17 protein-coding genes are annotated in these 19363 nt (G+C 62.0%); 11 read left to right on the forward strand and 6 right to left on the reverse strand.

Annotated features, from left to right (window positions below):
• Positions 1 to 133 precede the first annotated feature (133 nt).
• From ffh to C7477_RS09375, 4 genes are all read left to right on the forward strand, one after another.
• On the forward strand, positions 134 to 1705 hold the full coding sequence (gene ffh / locus C7477_RS09360; protein ID WP_110751406.1) for a signal recognition particle protein: 1572 nt from the start codon (positions 134 to 136) through the stop codon (positions 1703 to 1705).
• A gap of 5 nt (positions 1706 to 1710) precedes the next feature.
• Entirely contained in the window at positions 1711 to 2016 is a 306-nt protein-coding gene (locus tag C7477_RS09365; protein ID WP_110751561.1) for a chorismate mutase, read from the forward strand.
• Positions 2017 to 2090: 74 nt separating this feature from the next.
• On the forward strand, positions 2091 to 2492 hold the full coding sequence (rpsP, locus tag C7477_RS09370; RefSeq protein WP_110751408.1) for a 30S ribosomal protein S16: 402 nt from the start codon (positions 2091 to 2093) through the stop codon (positions 2490 to 2492).
• A gap of 321 nt (positions 2493 to 2813) precedes the next feature.
• The gene (locus tag C7477_RS09375; RefSeq protein WP_110751410.1) at positions 2814 to 3224 is read left to right on the forward strand and encodes a DUF2442 domain-containing protein; all 411 of its coding nucleotides are present in this window, start codon (positions 2814 to 2816) and stop codon (positions 3222 to 3224) included.
• 50 nt (positions 3225 to 3274) lie between these two features.
• On the opposite strand, the gene rhaI is transcribed toward C7477_RS09375, so the two are convergent.
• On the reverse strand, positions 3275 to 4567 hold the full coding sequence (gene rhaI, locus C7477_RS09380; RefSeq protein WP_110751412.1) for an L-rhamnose catabolism isomerase: 1293 nt from the start codon (positions 4565 to 4567) through the stop codon (positions 3275 to 3277).
• Between the two features lie 219 nt (positions 4568 to 4786).
• Positions 4787 to 6883, reverse strand: coding sequence for a bifunctional rhamnulose-1-phosphate aldolase/short-chain dehydrogenase (locus C7477_RS09385; RefSeq protein WP_110751414.1), 2097 nt, complete (start codon positions 6881 to 6883; stop codon positions 4787 to 4789).
• 169 nt (positions 6884 to 7052) lie between these two features.
• Here C7477_RS09385 and C7477_RS09390 point away from each other — a divergent pair, with 169 nt between their 5' ends.
• The 7 genes from C7477_RS09390 to C7477_RS09425 all read left to right on the forward strand — a co-directional run bounded on the left by C7477_RS09390 (position 7053) and on the right by C7477_RS09425 (position 14743).
• The gene (locus C7477_RS09390; RefSeq protein WP_110751416.1) at positions 7053 to 7862 is read left to right on the forward strand and encodes a DeoR/GlpR family DNA-binding transcription regulator; all 810 of its coding nucleotides are present in this window, start codon (positions 7053 to 7055) and stop codon (positions 7860 to 7862) included.
• 43 nt (positions 7863 to 7905) lie between these two features.
• Positions 7906 to 8901 (forward strand): rhamnose ABC transporter substrate-binding protein, encoded by a 996-nt coding sequence (rhaS, locus tag C7477_RS09395; protein WP_110751418.1) that lies wholly within the window; start codon positions 7906 to 7908, stop codon positions 8899 to 8901.
• A gap of 286 nt (positions 8902 to 9187) precedes the next feature.
• The gene (locus tag C7477_RS09400; RefSeq protein WP_110751420.1) at positions 9188 to 10717 is read left to right on the forward strand and encodes a sugar ABC transporter ATP-binding protein; all 1530 of its coding nucleotides are present in this window, start codon (positions 9188 to 9190) and stop codon (positions 10715 to 10717) included.
• Between the two features lies 1 nt (position 10718).
• Entirely contained in the window at positions 10719 to 11717 is a 999-nt protein-coding gene (locus tag C7477_RS09405) for an ABC transporter permease (protein ID WP_110751423.1), read from the forward strand.
• Entirely contained in the window at positions 11714 to 12715 is a 1002-nt protein-coding gene (locus C7477_RS09410; protein WP_110751424.1) for an ABC transporter permease, read from the forward strand. Before C7477_RS09405 ends, C7477_RS09410 begins: the two co-directional genes overlap by 4 nt.
• Entirely contained in the window at positions 12712 to 13029 is a 318-nt protein-coding gene (gene rhaM / locus C7477_RS09415) for an L-rhamnose mutarotase (RefSeq protein WP_110751427.1), read from the forward strand. Before C7477_RS09410 ends, rhaM begins: the two co-directional genes overlap by 4 nt.
• A 232-nt stretch (positions 13030 to 13261) precedes the next feature.
• The gene (locus C7477_RS09425; RefSeq protein ID WP_110751429.1) at positions 13262 to 14743 is read left to right on the forward strand and encodes an FGGY-family carbohydrate kinase; all 1482 of its coding nucleotides are present in this window, start codon (positions 13262 to 13264) and stop codon (positions 14741 to 14743) included.
• Here C7477_RS09425 and C7477_RS09430 read toward each other — a convergent pair.
• From C7477_RS09430 to C7477_RS09445, 4 genes are all read right to left on the reverse strand, one after another.
• Positions 14700 to 16280: an FGGY-family carbohydrate kinase gene (locus C7477_RS09430; RefSeq protein ID WP_110751431.1), complete on the reverse strand. Its 1581-nt coding sequence runs from the start codon at positions 16278 to 16280 to the stop codon at positions 14700 to 14702. The two genes, C7477_RS09425 and C7477_RS09430, sit on opposite strands and share 44 nt — an antisense overlap.
• A gap of 414 nt (positions 16281 to 16694) precedes the next feature.
• On the reverse strand, positions 16695 to 17471 hold the full coding sequence (locus tag C7477_RS09435; RefSeq protein WP_110751433.1) for an SDR family NAD(P)-dependent oxidoreductase: 777 nt from the start codon (positions 17469 to 17471) through the stop codon (positions 16695 to 16697).
• A gap of 13 nt (positions 17472 to 17484) precedes the next feature.
• The gene (locus C7477_RS09440; protein ID WP_110751435.1) at positions 17485 to 18261 is read right to left on the reverse strand and encodes an L-iditol 2-dehydrogenase; all 777 of its coding nucleotides are present in this window, start codon (positions 18259 to 18261) and stop codon (positions 17485 to 17487) included.
• Positions 18258 to 19256: an ABC transporter ATP-binding protein gene (locus C7477_RS09445; RefSeq protein WP_110751437.1), complete on the reverse strand. Its 999-nt coding sequence runs from the start codon at positions 19254 to 19256 to the stop codon at positions 18258 to 18260. The genes C7477_RS09440 and C7477_RS09445 overlap by 4 nt, the downstream gene beginning before the upstream one ends.
• Between the last annotated feature and the right edge of the window lie 107 nt (positions 19257 to 19363).

Consider the following 19363-nt stretch of genomic DNA (forward strand, 5'->3'; position numbering starts at 1 on the left):
TCCCGGAGGTCCACACCCGACAGCGCAATGCGCCCTCGGGTGTCGTTCCGCTTTGCGTCGGTTCAAGCTCTTTGGCTTTGGCGGGGAATAGCCTACCTTTGTGCGAGAACTCGCACGGGTAAAAGGAAAACGGATGTTTGAAACGCTACAGGAACGCCTAGGCGGCATATTGAACGGCCTCACCGGTCGCGGCGCCCTGTCCGAGCAGGATGTGGCGGCGGCGCTGCGCGAGGTGCGCCGCGCGCTGATCGAGGCCGATGTCGCGCTCGACGTGGTGCGTTCCTTCACCGACCGCGTCCGCGAAAAGGCCGTCGGCGCGGCGATCCTGAAGTCGATCAAGCCCGGCCAGATGGTCGTCAAGATCGTCCATGACGAGCTGGTCGAGATGCTCGGCGCCGAAGGCGTCACCATAGATTTGAACGCTCCTGCCCCCGTCGTCATCATGATGGTCGGCCTGCAGGGTTCCGGCAAGACGACGACCTCGGGCAAGATCGCCAGGCGGCTGACCGAGCGCCAGAAGAAGAAAGTCCTGATGGCCTCGCTCGATACGCGCAGGCCCGCCGCGCAGGAGCAGCTTCGCCAGCTCGGCATCCAGACCGGCGTCGACACGCTGCCCATCATCGCGGGCCAGTCACCGGTGGAAATCGCGGCGCGCGCTGTACAGGCCGCGAAGCTCGGCGGCCATGACGTAGTCATTCTCGATACGGCGGGCCGCACGCACATCGACGAGCCTCTGATGGTCGAGATGGCCGACATCAGGAAAAAGGCCAATCCGCATGAGATTCTCCTCGTCGCCGACGCGCTGACGGGACAGGACGCCGTCAATCTCGCCCGTTCCTTCGACGAGCGCGTCGGCATCACGGGCATCGTGCTCACTCGCATGGACGGCGATGGCCGCGGCGGCGCGGCTCTATCGATGCACGCCGTCACCGGCAAGCCGATCAAGCTGATCGGCACCGGCGAAAAGATGGATGCGCTGGAGGAATTCTATCCCCGCCGCATCGCCGACCGCATCTTGGGCATGGGCGATATCGTCTCGCTGGTCGAGAAGGCTGCCGAAAACATCGACGCCGAAAAAGCGGCGGCGATGGCGAAGAAGATGCAGTCGGGCAAGTTCGATCTGAACGACCTTGCCGACCAGCTGCGTCAGATGCAGAAACTTGGCGGCATGGGCGGCATCATGGGCATGATGCCCGGCATGGCCAAGATGAAGGATCAGGTAGCCGCCGCCGGCCTCGACGACACCCTCTTCAAGCGCCAGCTCGCCATCATCGGCTCGATGACGGCGGCGGAGCGCGGCAATCCGGATATGCTGAAGCACAGCCGCAAGCAGCGCATCGCCAAGGGCTCCGGCACCAACGCTGCAGACATCAACAAGCTGCTGAAGATGCATCGCCAGATGGCCGACATGATGAAAGCCATGGGCGGCAAGGGCAAGGGCGGCATCATGAAACAGATGATGGGCGGCCTCGCCGGCAAGATGGGTCTCGGCGGCATGGGCGGGATAGGCGGGATGCCCGACCTTTCGAACATGGACCCCAAGCAGCTTGAGGCGCTTGCCAAACAGGCGGAAGCCGCCGGCTTGACCAAGGGCGGCGGTTTGCCGGGCCTGCCCGGCGGTGGCTTCCCCGGCCTTGGTAGACCGAAGCTTCCCGGTCTTGGTGGTGGATTAGGCGGCCTCCCCGGCCTGCCGAAGAAGAAGTGATGGCCATGAACGACAAGAGCCTCCCCCCTGAGCTTGCCTCCCTTCGCGCCTCGATCGATAATATCGACGCCGCGCTCATTCACATGCTCGCCGAGCGCTTCCGCTGCACCAAGGCGGTGGGCGTGCTCAAGGCCGAGCACGGCCTCGCCCCCGCCGATCCGGTCCGCGAGAAAGCCCAGGTCGAGCGCCTGCGCCGCCTCGCGCAGGATGCGAGCCTCGACCCCGATTTTGCCGAGAAGTTTCTGAACTTCATCGTCAAGGAAGTGATCCGTCATCACGAAAACACCGCTGCCGAGCTTAACGGCGGCTAACCAACCGAATGTCGCGGCGCGGCATCGACCAACCATTGCCGCGAGCGGCATAAGAAGACCAACAGGAGAATGAAATGTCGTTGAAAATCCGTCTGGCCCGCGCGGGCTCGAAGAAGCGTCCTTACTACCACATCGTCATCGCCGACGTGCGCGCCCCGCGCGATGGCCGCTTCATCGAAAAGGTCGGCGCCTGGAACCCGACGCTGCCGAAGGATGCCGAGCGCATCACGCTCGATTCCGACCGCATCACCCATTGGCTGAGCCATGGCGCGCAGCCGACCGACCGCGTGCTCCGCTTCCTCGATCAGGCCGGCCTCGCCAAGCGCCCTGCCCGCAGCAACCCTGAAAAGGCCGTTCCGGGCAAGAAGGCCCAGGAGCGCGTCGCCATGGCCAAGCAGGCCGAGGAAGATGCAGCCGCCAAGGCAGCCGCAGCCAAGGCTGCAGCCGAAGCCCCGGCGGAAGCCGCCAGCGAGTAATCTCGCCTTCCGGCATCAATATTAAAATAAAACGGCAGCCTCACGGCTGCCGTTTTTATTTGTTGTTCCGGAAGTTCTTCACCTGTGATAGTACTTTCAAGCATTGTGGAATGCCCCTCACCCTTACCCTCTCCCCGTTTAAACGGGGAGAGGGAGACATAGGCGGTGCCTGCATACATTCTTCGTTGTGCCAGGCATCTCGGATAGAACAACGAGGCGCAAATGCGAAACGTCCCCCTCTCCCCGTTTCACGGGGAGAGGGTAAGGGTGAGGGGCAAATCTGCAAGCTCCACGAATTCATGCTGGAATGGAAGCGAATTCATGGGCGAGTTGACTGACGAGGAATTCAAGGCGGCGGAAGCGCGCGGTCGGAAGATGCTGGAAACGGAACCTCGCGCATCAGCGGCCCGTTACGACCGCGCCACGGGGCGGGTGACAGTCGATCTTATGAATGGATGCACCTACATATTCCCCGCCCATCTCATACAAGATCTGAACGGCGCCGATGACGACGATCTCGAAATAATCGAGATCGATGGTATGGGATTCAACCTGCATTGGCCCCGTCTCGATGCCGACCTCTACGTGCCGCGGTTGGTCGCAGGAATTTTCGGAACCAAAGCCTATATGGCAAGTCTCGCCGGACGGGCGACATCACCAGCCAAGGCCGCCGCAGCCCGCGCGAACGGTCTCAAGGGTGGCCGCCCGCGCAAGATTGCGACAAAAGCATGATTCCGAAAAGTTGCAGACTTTTCGGATAAGATCATGCGATTAAATAACGACTATACAATCCCGCCGCTGCCGCCCTTCACCGCCGGGCGCTCGTCACCCACCTTCCGCCGATACCCGCTCGCGCGATAGGCGGCGACCGGGTCAATCGCCCCGCCCGCCCGGCGCCGCGCTTCGGCGAGAATCGGCTCCACATCCGTGCGATAGGCCCGTTTCAGCGTCTCGGACGCCATCAGCGCATCGTTGTCATCCTGATAGCCGCTCAAAGCTTCGCGATCCACCAGCAGCGCCTGCGCATAGGCGCGGCGGATTTCGTTGGCGCTGGAGATCAGGCTCTCGATCGGGTCGGTAACATTGTGCGACTGGTCGATCATATGCGCGGGGTGGAATCCCCTAACGCCGCGATGTTCCGCATCCACCAGTTCGTTGAAAACAAGAAACAATCGGTAAGGCTCGATAGCCCCCGCATCGAGATCGTCATCGCCATATTTGGAATCGTTGAAATGAAAACCGCCCAGCTTGCCGAACTGGATGAGCCGCGCGACGATCATCTCGATGTTGGTGTTCGGCGCGTGATGGCCGAGATCGACGAGGCAGAAGGCTTTCGGCCCAAGCATCGAGGCGATGAGATAATTCGTGCCCCAATCCTGCACCACGCTCGAATAGAAAGCCGGCTCATACATCTTGTGCTCGGAGAAGATGCGCCAGTCATCGGGCAGATTCTTGTAAATCTCGCCCATCGCGGCGAGATAGCGCTCGAAGCTTCGGGTAAAATTCGACTGGCCGGGGAAATTCGATCCATCGCCAACCCAAACCGTCAGCGCCTTGGAGCCGATGGCCTCGCCGATCTCGATGCATTCGATATTGTGCTCGACCGCCTGCGCCCGCACCGCCAGATCGACATGGCTGAGCGAGCCGAATTTGTAGGAATGCGGCTGGTCCGGCGCATCGGAAAACGTATTGGAATTCATCGCGTCGAAGCCCAGCCCCAGCGCCTCAGCCTTGGCCTTCAACTCCTTCGGATTCGCCTTGTCCCACGGGATATGCAGCGAGACATTGGGCGTCGCCCGCGTCAATTGCTGGATGACGGCGCAATCGTCGAGCTTGTCGAAGATATTGCGCGGCTCGCCGATGCCGGGGAAGCGGGCAAAGCGCGTGCCGCCCGTCCCCACGCCCCAGGAGGGGACGGCGACGAAGAACTGCGCCACTTGCGCCGTGATCGCCTCGATATCGATGTTACGGCGCGCCAGGTTTGCGCCCAGCGCTTCGTAGTCGTTCTTCAGCGCACCCTCGCGCGCGGCGTTTTCGGCGGCGATGAGATCACCGGACATCCTCAAGTCGTACATGTGTTCCTCCCTCGTTGTCACTGGATGACACCCCCCTCTGCCCTGCCGGGCATCTCCCCCTCAAGGGGGGAGATTAGCTGACATGACGCTCCGCCCCCGTTCTGCAACGTTAGCGATTAGTGCCGGCATCAATGAAGGCCAATCTCCCCCCTTGAGGGGGAGATGCCCGGCAGGGCAGAGGGGGGTGTTTCAGGCGCATTTATCTAAACGTTATCACCCTCACCGCGTAAAACTCTGCGCATTCCCCGCATCGACATTGATGATATTCCCGGTCGATTTGGCCGACGCATCCGACGCGAGAAAATAGATCGCCTCCGCAATATCCTCCGGAAACACATTCAGCTTCAGCAGCGAGCGATTACGGTAATGCTCCTCCAGATCGGTCACCTCGATCTTCGATGAAGCCGCCCGCTGCTCCCGCCATTCGCCGTTCCATATTTTCGACCCTCGCAGCACCGCATCCGGATTGACCGTGTTGACGCGGATGCCCGCATCCGCGCCTTCCAGCGCCAGGCATCGCGCCAGATGGATTTCAGCAGCCTTGGCGGTGCAATAAGCGGACGCGCCGGGCGATGCGGCAAGGCCGTTCTTGGAGGCGACGAAGATCACATTGCCGCCAAGCTTCTGGCGGCGGAACAGCCGGAAGGCCTCGCGCGAGACGAGGAAATAACCGGTCGCCAGAATGTCGATATTGCGGTTCCACATCGAAAGCTCGGTGGACTCGACCGGCGCGGAAGAGGCAATGCCGGCATTCGACACCAGAATGTCGAGCCCGCCAAATTCCACGACCGTCTCGGCAAAGGCAGCGATGACGCCGGCCTCGTCGGTGACATCAAGCACAACGCTGCGAACCACATCGGCGCCGAAACGCTTGGCGAAATCCGCATGAGCGCTTTTGAGCGATTCCGCGTCGATATCCGCAAGCACGATGCACGCGCCCTCGCCCGCAAGCCGCTCCGCCGTGGCCCGGCCGATACCACCCGCCCCGCCGGTGACGAGCGCGATACGGCCAGCCAAGCTCTTCGGCTTCGGCATGCGCTGCAGCTTGGCCTCTTCGAGAAGCCAATATTCGATGTCGAAGGCCTCCTGCTCCGGCAACCCCTGATATTCGGAAACCGACGAAGCGCCGCGCATCACATTAATGGCGTTGACATAGAATTCACCCGCGATCCGCGCCGTCGCCCTGTCGCGCGCAAACGACAGTATGCCGACGCCTGGAACGAGAAAGATCACCGGATTGGGATCGCGCATCGCAGGCGAATTGGGGTGCTTGCACGCTTCGTAATAACGCGTGTAATCGGCGCGATAATCCTCCAGCGCCTTTTCCAGCCCTGAGACCACCGCGTCGACATCCGGCTTGGCCGGATCGAAATCCAGCACCAGCGGACGGATCTTGGTACGCAGGAAATGATCCGGGCAACTCGTACCCAGCGCAGCCAGCAGGCGCAAATCCCTGGAATTGACGAATTCGAGCACCGCGTCCTGATCATCGAAATGACCAAGCTTGCGCTCGCCCTTGCCGATCATCCCCCGGATTTCCGGCATCAGCCGCGCGGCGACAGCACGACGCTCCGCCGCATCGAGGCTCTTGACTATAGCGCCTCCGAAAGCCGCCTTGCCCTCGGTCTTTTCCGCCAGCCAGCGGATCGCCTTGTTGATCACGTCGAGCGTCAGCTCGTAACAGGCCTTGGCGTCATCAGCCCAGGTGAAGAGGCCATGGCTTTCCAGCACCACGCCCTTGGCCTGCGGGTTCGCCTTGACGAAGGCTTCGAGATCGAGCCCAAGCTGAAACCCCGGACGCCGCCACGGCAGCCAGCCGATCTCATCGCCGAAAATCTCCTTGGTCAATTCCCTCGAATTCTTCGAAGCCGCGATTGCAATGATTGCATCGGGATGCATGTGGTCCACATGCATGAAAGGTACGAAGCCATGCAGCGGCGTATCGATGGAAGCCGCGCGGGGGTTCAGGTTGAACGTGCAATGCGGCAGGAAGCCGACCATGCGGTCCTCATCCTCGACGCCCCGATAGATGCCTTTCAGCGCCTCCAGCCTGTCCTGATAGAGCGTCGCGAAGCCGTCGAGCTTGATCGTGCCGACATCGCCGCCGGAGCCCTTGACCCAGAGCACCTGCACCGGCTGGCCGGTCAGCGGGTCGGTCTCCGTCACCTTGGCGGAGGTGTTGCCGCCGCCATAATTGGTGATGCGCTTGTCGGCGCCCAGCAGATTGGAGCGATAGAGCAGCTTGCCCGGCTCGTCCAAGGCCGCCGCCTTCGCATCGTCCCAACGGTTTTCCAGAAGCCGAACCTCAGCCGCCATGTCATCCTCCCAATCCTGGTTATTGGCGAGAGATATGGCGCAAGCGAACTTTCACTGTCAATCATATTCGATCATGAATTTTCATATTGCGATGCAGCATGATTATTTTTGACTGATTCCGATTGACAAGTTCAACTCGGTTGCGAGATAGAAAGATGAGGGAGGAACCATGCACGAACGCGAGCGCCACCGCATCATCCTGAGCGCTGTTCAGGAAAAGCCTGTTGTCACCATTCAGGATATTGTCGAGCTGACCGAGGCATCGGAAGCGACGATCCGCCGTGACATCGCCGCGCTGCATGTGCAGGGCCGCCTTCGCCGTGTGCGCGGCGGCGCGGAAGCCGTCCACCCGCCCCAGCTTGCCAGCCTCGCCGGCCGCCCTTTTCGTGTTTCGGAATCGGAAAACATCGACAAGAAGCGCGCCATCGCGCGCGAGGCCGTGGCGCTTTGCGAGGAAGGCGACGCGGTCATCATCAATGGTGGCACGACGACCTTCCAGATGGTGCATTATCTGGCAGCGCGTCGCCTGCAAGTGCTCACCAATTCCTTCGCCATATCAGAACATCTGGTCAAGCATTCCAAGAGCACGGTCATCGTGCCCGGCGGCGCGATCTATCGCGAGCAGAGCCTGATCCTCTCCCCCTTCGACAATGACGTGACGCGCAATTTCTATGCGCGCCGCATGTTCATGGGGTCGCAAGGCGTCGGCCCGCTCGGTGTCATGGAATCCGATGCGCTGATCATCCAGAGCGAGCAGAAGCTGATCAATCAGGCGGATGAGCTGGTGCTGATGGTCGATTCGACCAAGTTCACGCGCCGCTCCAGCCTGATCCTGTGCCCGCTGGCGCGGGTGACGACTGTTATCACCGACGATGGTGTAAGCGACGCGGCACGGCGCATGGTGGAGGATGCGGGCATTCAGCTCATCGTGGCGCAGACGGCGGCGACGAAGAAGGAGGATTCCTCTTCCGTGGCATAGCAATGGAAGAGGCGGGCAAGAACAACCAAGGGAGGACTAAAGCATGAATTTATTGAAGAAACTGGCGCTCGGCACGGCACTTGCCGTATCCATGATCGCCGCGCAGGCTCAGGCTGAGCCGATGAAGATCGCGCTCGTCGTCAAATCGCTCGGTAACGGCTTCTTTGAAGCCGCCAACAAGGGCGCGCAGGAAGCGGCGAAGGAGCTGGGCGATGTCGAGATCATCTACACCGGCCCGACGACCACCACGGCGGAAGGCCAGATCGAAGTCATCAATTCGCTGATCGCGCAGGGGGTCGATGCCATCGCCATCTCCGCCAACGATCCCGACGCGGTCGTTCCGGCGCTCAAGAAAGCGGCGCAGCGCGGCATCAAGGTCATCTCGTGGGATTCGGGCGTCGCGCCCGCGGGCCGCATCATGCATTTGAACCCCTCGTCGAACGAACTGATCGGCAATATGTGCCTGAAGCTCGCCGCCGATCATCTGCCCGACGGCAAGGGCGACTTCGCCATTCTCTCGGCCACCACCACCTCGACCAACCAGAACATCTGGATCGAGGAAATGAAGAAGCAGCTGCCTAAATATCCCGGCCTCAAGCTTGTGACCACCGTCTATGGCGACGATCTGGCCGATAAGAGCTATCGCGAAGCGCAGGGCATCCTGACCTCACACCCGGACGTCAAGGTCATCGTCGCTCCCACGACCGTCGGCATCCTCGCGGCCTCGCAGGCCGTCAAGGATGTAGGCAAGATCGGCCAGGTCTACGTCACCGGCCTTGGCCTTCCCTCGGAAATGGCCGGCGCCATCAAGTCCGGCGCGACCAAGGAATTCGCCATCTGGAACCCGATCGACCTCGGCTACACCGCCACCGAAATCGCCTATCACCTCGTCAAGGGCGACGCCGACGGCAAGCCGGGCACCGAGATCGACGCCGGACGCATGGGCAAGATCAAGATCGGCGAAAACGGCGAGGCGGCTATGTCTGATCCGTTTGTTTATAACGCTGAGAACGTCGACGAGTTCGCCAAGGTGTTTTGATCGCGGGTGAGGGTCGGCGCACCCGGCAGAATGGAACTGCCGGTGCGGCTGTTTAAAGCTTTCAAATGTGGTGGGGCACTTCACCCCCCTCTGTCCTGCCGGACATCTCCCCCTCAAGGGGGGAGATTGGCTGACACAACCCTCCGCGCTCAATCTGCAACGTCTGCGATTGGTGCCGAGCATTCATGAAGGTCTAATCTCCCCCCTTGAGGGGGAGATGCCCGGCAGGGCAGAGGGGGGTGAAGTGCCCCACCAACGTTTCTATTTAAAACTCCAGGTCCAACCCATGAATTCAGCCGCCCAACCACCCCTTCAGGAGCGAGCCCATCCAGCCCCCCTCCTCGAAATGCGCGGCATCTCGAAATCATTTCCCGGCGTGCGGGCGCTCGATAACGTCGACATCGCCCTCTATCCCGGCACTGTGACGGCGCTGATCGGCGAGAACGGCGCGGGGAAATCGACGCTGGTGAAAATCCTCACCGGCATCTACCAGCCGGACGAAGGCGAGATTCTGGTCGACGGCAAGCCCGTAACCTTCGGTACGGCACAAGCTGCCACCAACCACGGCGTCACCGCCATCCATCAGGAAACCGTTCTTTTCGATGAATTGTCGGTAGCCGAAAACATCTATCTCGGCCACGCGCCCAAAACAAGGCTCGGCCTTGTCGACTGGAAGGCGCTCAATGCCCGCTCGCTGGCGCTGCTGCATTCGCTGGAGACAACGGTCGATGTTCGCGCCAAGCTGAAGGAACTTTCCATCGCCCAGCGCCATCTCGTCGCCATCGCCCGCGCGCTTTCGGTAGATAGCAACATCGTCATCATGGACGAGCCCACCGCCGCCCTGTCGCGCAAGGAAGTGGACGACCTTTTCAAGATCATCGAGCGGCTGAAAAGCCAGGGCAAGGCGATCCTGTTCATCAGCCACAAATTCGATGAGGTCTACGAAATCGCGGAAAATTACGCCGTTTTCCGCGATGGCCGCGCTGTCGGCCATGGCTCATTGAAGGATGCGAGCCAGAACGAGATCGTGCGGCTGATGGTCGGACGCTCGGTCGATCAGGCCTTCCCGAAGGTGGACGTGAAGCTGGGCGAAACCGTGCTTGATGTCGCGAACTATTCGCACCCGACCGAATTCCGCGACATCTCCTTCGAACTCCGGCGCGGCGAAATCCTCGGCATTTACGGCCTCGTCGGCGCGGGCCGCTCGGAGTTCTGCCAGTCGCTTTTCGGCGTGACGCGCCCGTCCGGCGGAAGCCTGACGCTCGAAGGCCGCGAGATAACGATCCGCTCGCCGCGCGATGCGATTGCTCATGGCATCGTATATGTGCCGGAAGAGCGCGGGCGGCACGGCACAGTGGCGCAAATGCCGATCTTCCAGAACATTTCGCTGCCATCGCTTGCCCGCACCTCCCGCGCGGGCTTCCTCCGCTCGGCGGAAGAATTCGCCCTGGCGCGGCGCTATGCCGAACGCTTCGACCTGCGCGCCGCCGCCCTTTCCGTACCCGTGGGTACGCTGTCCGGCGGCAACCAGCAGAAGGTGGTCATCGGCAAATGGCTCGCCACCCGGCCCAAGGTCATCATCCTCGACGAGCCGACCAAGGGCATCGACATCGGCTCGAAGGCCGCCGTCCACGCCTTCATCAGCGAGCTTGCGGCGGAGGGTCTCAGCATCATCATGGTTTCATCCGAACTGCCGGAAATTCTGGGCATGTCCGACCGCGTCCTCGTCATGCGCGAGGGGTTGTCGGCGGGTCTCTTCGACAGGCAATCGCTCGATGCGGAAACGCTGGTGCGCGCGGCAACAGGAAATGCCTGACATGAACCGTATCCTCAAAAATCGCGAAATCCTGCTCTTCGGCATCATCGCCATCCTCGTTGCCGGCTTTTCCAGCCGCGCGCCGGGCTTCGCATCGCCAAAGAACCTCGCCGGCATCTTCAACGATACGTCGATCCTCATCATCCTGGCGCTCGGCCAGATGGCTGTGATCCTGACCAAATCCATCGACCTGTCAGTCGCCGCCAATCTCGCCTTTACAGGCATGGCCGTAGCGATGCTCAACGCCGCCCACCCGGAACTGCCTCTCGCCTTGCTTATCGTCATCGCGCTCGGCATCGGCTCCATCCTTGGCGCGATCAACGGCCTGCTCGTCTGGAAGATCGGCATCCCGCCCATCGTCGTAACGCTGGGTACGCTCACCATCTATCGCGGCATGGCCTTCGTCCTCTCCGGCGGCGGCTGGGTCAATGCGCACCAGATGACGCCGGTCTTCCTCAACACCCCGCGCCACGTCTTCCTCGGCCTGCCCATCCTCGGCTGGGCGGCGGTGGCCATCGTCATCCTCGTCTACATCATGATGGTCAGCACCTTCTTCGGCCGCGCGCTCTATGCCTCCGGCGGCAATCCCACCGCGGCGGTCTATGCCGGCATCGATGTCGGACGCACCCGCTTCTTCGCCTTCGTGCTGTCAGGCGCGCTGGCTGGGCTCTGCGGCTATCTCTGGGTGTCGCGCTATGCCGTCGCCTATGTCGATATCGCCGCCGGCTTCGAGCTGGACAGCATTGCCGCCTGCGTCATCGGCGGCATCTCGACGCTGGGCGGCATCGGCACGGTGGCGGGAACCGTGCTCGGCGCGCTCTTCCTCGGCGTCATCAAGAATGCGCTGCCGGTGATCGACATCTCGCCCTTCTGGCAGATGGCAATCTCCGGCGCGGTCATCATCCTCGCCGTCATCTTCAATGCAAGGGCTGAAAAGCGCCGCGGCCGCATCATCCTGCGCGACAAGGCGGCCAAGACTTATTCGGAGGCCACGGCATGAGCGCTGTCCCCGAAAAACGCCCTATCCCCGACCGTCTCGGCACTTCCTTCACGCGGGCATTGGCAAGCTGGGAGGTGCTCCTCCTCGGCGTGGCAATCGCCATCTTCATCGCCAATTCCTTCGCCTCGCCCTATTTCCTCAACGCCTGGAACCTGTCGGACGCCACATTCAACTTCACCGAAAAGGCGCTCATCGCCTTCGCCATGGCGCTGCTGATCATATCGGGCGAGATCGACCTCTCGGTCGCCGCCATCATCGCGCTCGCCTCGACCGCCATGGGCGCGGCGGCGCAAATCGGCATCGGCACGCCGGGTCTGGTCTGCATCGGCATCAGCGTCGGGCTTCTGTGCGGCGCCTTCAACGGCTTGCTGGTGGCGGGCCTCGGACTTCCCTCCATCGTCGTCACCATCGGCACGATGAGCCTCTTCCGCGGCATTTCCTATATTGTGCTGGGCGATCAGGCCTATGGCAACTATCCGGAAAGCTTCGCTTACTTCGGACAGGGCTATGTCTTCTGGGTCTTCTCGTTCGAGTTCGTGCTGTTCGCCGTCAGCGCGGTCCTCTTCGCCATCCTGCTCCACGCCACCAGCTTCGGCCGCCGCGTCTATGCCATCGGCAACAATGCCTTCGCCGCGCGCTTTTCCGGCATTCCGGTGGAGCGGGTGAAATTCATCCTGTTCCTGCTGACAGGCCTGATGAGCGGCATCGCCGCCGTCTGCTTGACCTCGCGTCTCGGCTCCACCCGCCCATCCATCGCGCAGGGCTGGGAGCTCGAAGTGGTCACCATGGTCGTGCTCGGCGGCGTCTCGATCCTCGGCGGCTCCGGCACCATCGGCGGCGTCGTCATCGCCGCCTTCGTCATGGGCCTCGTCACCTTCGGCCTTGGCCTTTTGAACGTGCCCGGCATCGTCATGTCCATCTTCATCGGTCTGCTTCTGATCATCACCATTTCGCTGCCGATCCTCATCCGCCGCATTAAATCCGGAAACCCCGCATGACCGAAAAATACGCCTTCAAGATGCGGCTCAATCCCGGCATGGAAGCCGAATACAAGCGCCGCCATGATGCGATCTGGCCGGAACTGGTGGAGCTTCTTCATGATGCGGGCGTATCCGACTATTCCATCCATCTCGACCGCGAAACCAACACGCTTTTCGGCGTGCTGACGCGGGATGCGGATCACCGCATGGCGGCGCTACCCGATCATCCCGTGATGCAGAAATGGTGGGCGCACATGGCTGATATCATGGAGACGAATCCGGACAATTCGCCGGTTCAGTCCGAGCTTGTCACCCTGTTTCATCTCGCCTAGAGGGGCCTAATTTGATGGAAGCGCCAAACACCCCCCTCTGCCCTGCCGGGCATCTCCCCCTCAAGGGGGGAGATTACGCCTTCATCGGTGTTCGGCACCAATCGCCAACGTTGCAGGATGGATGCTGCGGATTGGGTCAGCCAATCTCCCCCCTTGAGGGGGAGATGCCCGGCAGGGCAGAGGGGGGTACTGCCCCCTCTGCATTTCAATTTAAACCTGAGATGCGCGTCCCATGACATTCCCCTCCCACATCGCCGTCCTCGATGTCGGCAAAACCAACGCCAAGGCCGTCATCGTCGATTCCGCAACCGGCGCTGAAATCGCCACCCGCACCATGCCGAACCGCGTACTATCAGGCCCACCGTACCCGCACTACGACATCGAAACCCTGTGGCGCTTCTTCCTCACCGCCCTCACCGAATTCACCCGCACCCCCGGCTTCGACGCCATCTCCATCACAACCCACGGCGCATCAGCGGCGCTTCTTAAGCAAGGCCAGGAAAAGTGTGAAGCGGTTTTCCGTCCGGACTTGCGTAATAATAAAATCGAAGATGGCCTCGCCATGCCGGTCCTCGACTACGAGCACGCCTATCCTGATGACATCCGCGAGCACTACGCCGCCCTGCGCCCGGATTTCAGCGAAACCGCGTCGCCGCTCCTCTCCGGCGGCCTCAATCTCGGTGCGCAACTCCACTACCAGAAAACCGCCTTCCCCAATCTTTTCGCCCGCGTACACACGATCCTCACCTATCCGCAATATTGGGCATGGCGGCTAACCGGCATCGCCGCCTGCGAGACGACCTCGCTCGGCTGCCACACCGATCTCTGGAACCCGCACACCGGCTGCGTCTCCTCGCTTGTCGATACACTGGAAATCGCGCCCTTATTAGCCCCCGTGCGCTCGGCCTTTGATGTGCTCAGCCATGTCTTGCCCGAAATCGCCACCCAAATCGGCCTTGACCATCCCATCCCGGTCCATTGCGGTATTCATGATTCCAACGCCTCGCTCCTGCCGCATCTGATACAGCGCAAGCCGCCCTTCGCCGTCGTTTCGACCGGCACATGGGTCGTCATCTTCGGCGTCGGCGGCCGCGCTGAAAAGCTCGATTCGCACCGCGACACGCTCATCAATGTCGATGCCTATGGCCGCCCCGTCCCTTCCGCCCGCTTCATGGGCGGTCGTGAGTTTGAAATGCTGATGGACAGCATTGCACCTGTCCATCTGGAAAAGGCTATCGAAGCACTGCCAGACGTCGTGTGCGATCAAACAATGGTCCTGCCAAGCGTCATCAAAGGCACAGGGCCTTTCCCAACGCGCGAGATGGCTTGGCTCAATGCGGAAAACCTCACCCCGGCCAAACGCTATGCCGCCGCAGCGCTCTATGCCGCGCTGATGACGGAGGTGAGCCTCGACCTCGTCGGCGCGGACGGTCCCATCATTATCGAAGGCCCCTTCGCCAGAAACAGCATCTACACCGCCGCCCTTGGCCATCTCACGGGTCGCGAAATGCTTGCCCTCCCCGGTTCGACCGGCACCAGCCTTGGGGCAGCGATGCTGGCGGGGATGCAGCCGGGTGCGAGCACGCCGGAGCCCAATGATCTGATGCTGCCCCAAACCTTTGAGGCCTATGCTGAAAAGTGGCGGAGCCTTGTCAAGACGGGAGCCTATATCACGCCATCTGATCCAACACCTCACGCTGTTCATGCATCATGAGGAAGATGCGGTAATCCCGGTCGAGCGCGCCGCGCATTTCCGGTGACGGCCTGCGCTCCAGCCCGCCCTTGCTCATCGCGGTGCAGGCAGCGGCGAGATCGGGATAAAGCCCTGCAGCGGTCGCCGCCACCATCGCCGTGCCGAGCAGCATGGCGTCTTCCGCCTGCGGCTCGATCACCGTGCAGCCCGTCGCATCGGCATAAAGTTCCATCAGCAGCGGGTTCTTGATGTGGCCGCCGGTCACATGCAGCGTGTCGATCGTATAGCCCTTGGCGTTCAGCGCCTCCAGGATATGGCGGACACCCAGCGCGATGGCGACGGCGGTGCGCCAGTAGAGGCGGCAAAGGCTGTCGAACGAGGCATCGAGCGTCAGCCCGCTGATCACGCCCACCGCATGCGGATCGGACAGCGGCGAGCGGTTGCCGTGGAAATCCGGCAGCACATGCAGCCGCGCGGCAAAGCCGCTGCCCTCCTCGGCCCGCAATTGCTGCACCCGCTCGATGATGCGCCCGTGCATGGCAGCATCCGGCTCGCCGCCTGCTCCATGCCAGCGGATAATATGGTCGAGCAGCGCCCCGGTTGCCGATTGCCCGCCTTCGTTCAGCCAGCAACGGCCAAGCACCGCGCCGTGATAAGGCCCCCACACCCCCGGCGTCGGGCGGCGCGTCTGCGACAGCGCCATGACGCAGCTCGATGTCCCGGCGATTAGCGCCAGATGCCGGTGGATTTCAGCGAGATTGCCGGCATAGCCGCCAAGCACACCAAGCGCCCCGGCATGCGCATCGATAAGCCCCACCCCGACGCGGCAGGCGGCGCTCAATCCCAATTCTCCCGCCGCTCCCGCCGTGAGCGGACCCAAATCCTTGCCGATTGGGCTTGCCTTCTCCGGCAACGCGCCCTTCGCCCGCATGTCGGCAATGCCGACCTTGTCGAAGAAATCCTGGCTCCAGCCCGGCTCCTCATGGGCGAGATAGGCCCATTTACAGGTCAGCGTGCATTGCGAGCGTTCCAGCGAACCGGAAGCCCGCCAGGTGAGATAATCCGCAAGATCGAGAAAATACCCGGCCTCCTCCCAAGTCGCGGGGAGGTTGCGCTTCAGCCACATCAGCTTCGGCGTTTCCATCTCCGGTGACATGACGCCACCGATGTAGTCGAGAACGCGATGCCCCGTCGCCGTGCATTCGTCGGCCTCGGCAAGCGCGCGATGGTCGAGCCAGACGATGGTATCCCAGCGGTTCTCGCTACTGGGCGAAACGGTCAGCGGATCGCCATTGCGGTCACGCGCCACCAGCGAGCAGGTGGCATCGAAGCTGATCCCGGCCACATCCCCCGCCACAATCCCTGCCTTGGCGATAGCGGCGCGCACGGCACGGCACACCGCCTGCCAGATATCTTCGGAATCGTGCTCGGCAAAATCCGGCTTCGGCCGGTTCATCAGGATCGGATGTTCGGCGCGGCCCAGGAGATCGCCGTTCCGCGAGAACACGCCAGCCCGCGCGCTGCCTGTCCCGACATCCACCGCCACAACCTTGTCCATCGCCTACCTCCCACCGGTTTCGCTGGGAACATAGCGCATAGCTGGGAGAGGTGGGAATTGTTTGTGGAAGGATTTGTAGAATGCAGGATTGAACGCTGGTTCTAGGCGCCTCCTCTGCCCTGCCGGGCATCTCCTTTTCCTCCAGTCGTCATCCTCGGGCTTGACCCGAGGATCCACGGCTAGGGAGCGCTGATCTTTTCACCGCCTCAATGCATTCCAGCAAGCAGGAACAGCATCCGTTCTCCGATTAATATCTCACTTCGGGAATTACGATCCCGTCGCGGACGACAGCGTCGTTTCCGCCCCTTTGCCGTGGATCCTCGGGTCAAGCCCGAGGATGACGGTGGGAGGAGGGGGAGATGGCTGGGAAGCCGGAGGGGTCGCGATTCCATCAAAACAAGAATCGCCCCTGCATCACCAGCACGTATACCCCCCGTCCGCCAGCACGATCGACCCCGTCAGCAGGCTCGCCGCATCCGATGCCAGGAAATGCACAACCGAGGCGATTTCGTCCGGCTGGCCGACGCGGCCCATTGGCGTCATTTCCAGCCAGGTCTTGTACATGTCGGGATTTTCCTCGATGCCGAAGGCGGTGAGCGGCGTTTCGATATAGGTCGGCGCCACGGCGTTGACGCGCACACCCCGCGCGCCCCATTCGGCGGCAAGCGACTTGGTCAGATGATGCACAGCCGCCTTCGACGCATTGTAAAAGGACTGCGGCTGCGGTTTGTTGACGATGAAGCCGGACATCGAGCCGATATTGACGATGGCGCCGCTGCCCTGCTCCAGCATCTGCCGCCCGAAGGCGCGGCAGCACCAGAACAGGCCGTCGACATTCACATCCATGTGGAAGCGCCAGTGCTCGTCGCTCGTATCCTCGGCCCGCACATCGCTTACTGCCACACCGGCATTGTTGACGAGGATATCGACCCGGCCATGCTCCCTGACGATCTGCGCGGCAACCGCATCCACGTCTTTCGACTTGGTAACGTCGAGCGTGACGCCATGCGCCTTGATGCCAAGCTTAATCAACTCCGCGACAATCGCCTCGACCCGTTCAGGCAGCATCTCGGCGACAACAACGGTCGCGCCGGCCTCGCCCAGCGCCTGCGCGCAAGCCGCGCCGATACCCTGTCCGCCGCCGGTCACAACAGCCACGCGCCCATCGAGTTTCAGTTTATCCATATACATTGGGTATGCCCTTTCAGCTCATCCAGTTTCCGCCGTCGACATTGTATGTCTGCGCGACGACGTAATCGCTTTCGGGACCGGCGAGGAATATCGCCATGCCCGTCAGATCCTCGGGCCGGCCCATGCGCCCGAATGGCACGGCCTCGCCCACCAGCCGCTTCTTCTCGCCAAGCGGCCGGTTCTCATGCTTTGCGAACAGCGCATCGACGCCTGCCCAATGCTCGCCATCGACCACGCCGGGCGCAATCGCATTGACGTTGATGCCATGCCTGATCAGGTCGAGCCCTGCCGACTGGGTGAGGCTGATGACCGCCGCCTTGGTCGAGCAATAGACCGCCACCAGCGCCTCGCCGCGCCGTCCCGCCTGGCTCGCCATGTTGATGATCTTGCCCCCGCGCCCGCGCGCGATCATCGCCCGCGCCACCGCCTGCATGGTGAAGAGCACACCATGCACATTGACCGCGTAGAGCCGTTCAAAGCTCTCTCGTGTGATCTCGACCATAGGCGCCATGTCGAACAGCGCGGCATTGTTGACGAGGATATCGATCCCGCCGGTCTTGGCTACCGCCTCCGCGACGGCCCGCTCGATCGACGCGATATCGGTCACGTCGATCTGCACCGCATAGGCGCGTTCGCCTATCTTCGCGGCACTTTCCTGTGCCCGGTCGAGATCAATATCGGCGAGCGCAACGGTGGCGCCTTCACGCGCAAAAGCCTCGGCGAAGGCAAAACCGATGCCGCGAGCCGCCCCGGTGATGAACGCGGATTTCCCTTCAAGACGCCCGCTCACAATGCCGCTCCGTTGTCTCCGAAGCGATAGATCTTGCCCGCCTCCGGTGTAAGGAAGACCTGTTCGCCATGCTTCACCGGAAACTCGCCCGGCGCCCGCGCCGTCACCGGCCCGACGCCATCCACATCGGCATGGACAAAGGTATCCGCGCCCAGATGTTCCACCACGGTCACCTTTCCCTGCCAGGGGCCTTCGGTCTTCGACAGGCCGATATGCTCCGGACGCACACCAATCGTCGCGGCATTCTCCTTCGCCGCCGCCGCGCCGCTGATCAAATTCATCTTCGGCGAGCCGATGAAACCGGCGACGAAGAGGTTTTTCGGATTGCGATAGAGTTCGAGCGGCGAGCCCACCTGCTCGATGCGGCCCGCATTCAGCACCACGATCTTGTCGGCCATGGTCATCGCTTCCACCTGGTCGTGGGTGACATAGATCATGGTGGTTTTCAGCTGATGATGCAGTTCGCTGATCTCCAGCCGCATGTTGACGCGCAGCGCCGCATCGAGGTTCGACAACGGCTCGTCGAAGAGGAAGGCTTTTGGCTGGCGCACGATGGCGCGCCCGATGGCCACGCGCTGGCGCTGCCCGCCGGAAAGCTGGCGCGGCTTGCGGTCGAGGTAGTCGGTGAGGTTGAGAACCTTGGCCGCGCCGCGCACCTTGTCGTCTATGGTGGCTTTCGCCTCGCCCGCCATCTTCAGCGGAAAAGCGATATTGCCGTAGACGCTCATATGCGGATAGAGCGCATAGGACTGGAACACCATGGACAGGCCGCGCTTCGCCGGCGCCTCGCGGGTGGCGTCCGCGCCGTCGATGCGGATCGTGCCGTCAGTGGCATCCTCAAGCCCGGCGATGATGCGCAGCAGCGTCGATTTTCCGCAACCCGAAGGCCCGACGAACACGACGAATTCCCCATCGGCGATATCAAGATCGATCTGTGGAATGACCTTGGTGGTTCCGAAGGATTTCGAGACCTTTTCGAGTGTTATGCTACCCATGAAACCCTCCCGTTTTTGCTCAAGGCAATGGCATGAATGCCCCTCATCCGCCTGCCGGCACCTTCTCCCCGCACGCGGGGAGAAGGAAAAAGCGGCAACGCGGACGC

Origin of the sequence: Paramesorhizobium leguminum (assembly GCF_003217235.1) — a bacterium.
Lineage (GTDB): Bacteria > Pseudomonadota > Alphaproteobacteria > Rhizobiales > Rhizobiaceae > Paramesorhizobium > Paramesorhizobium leguminum.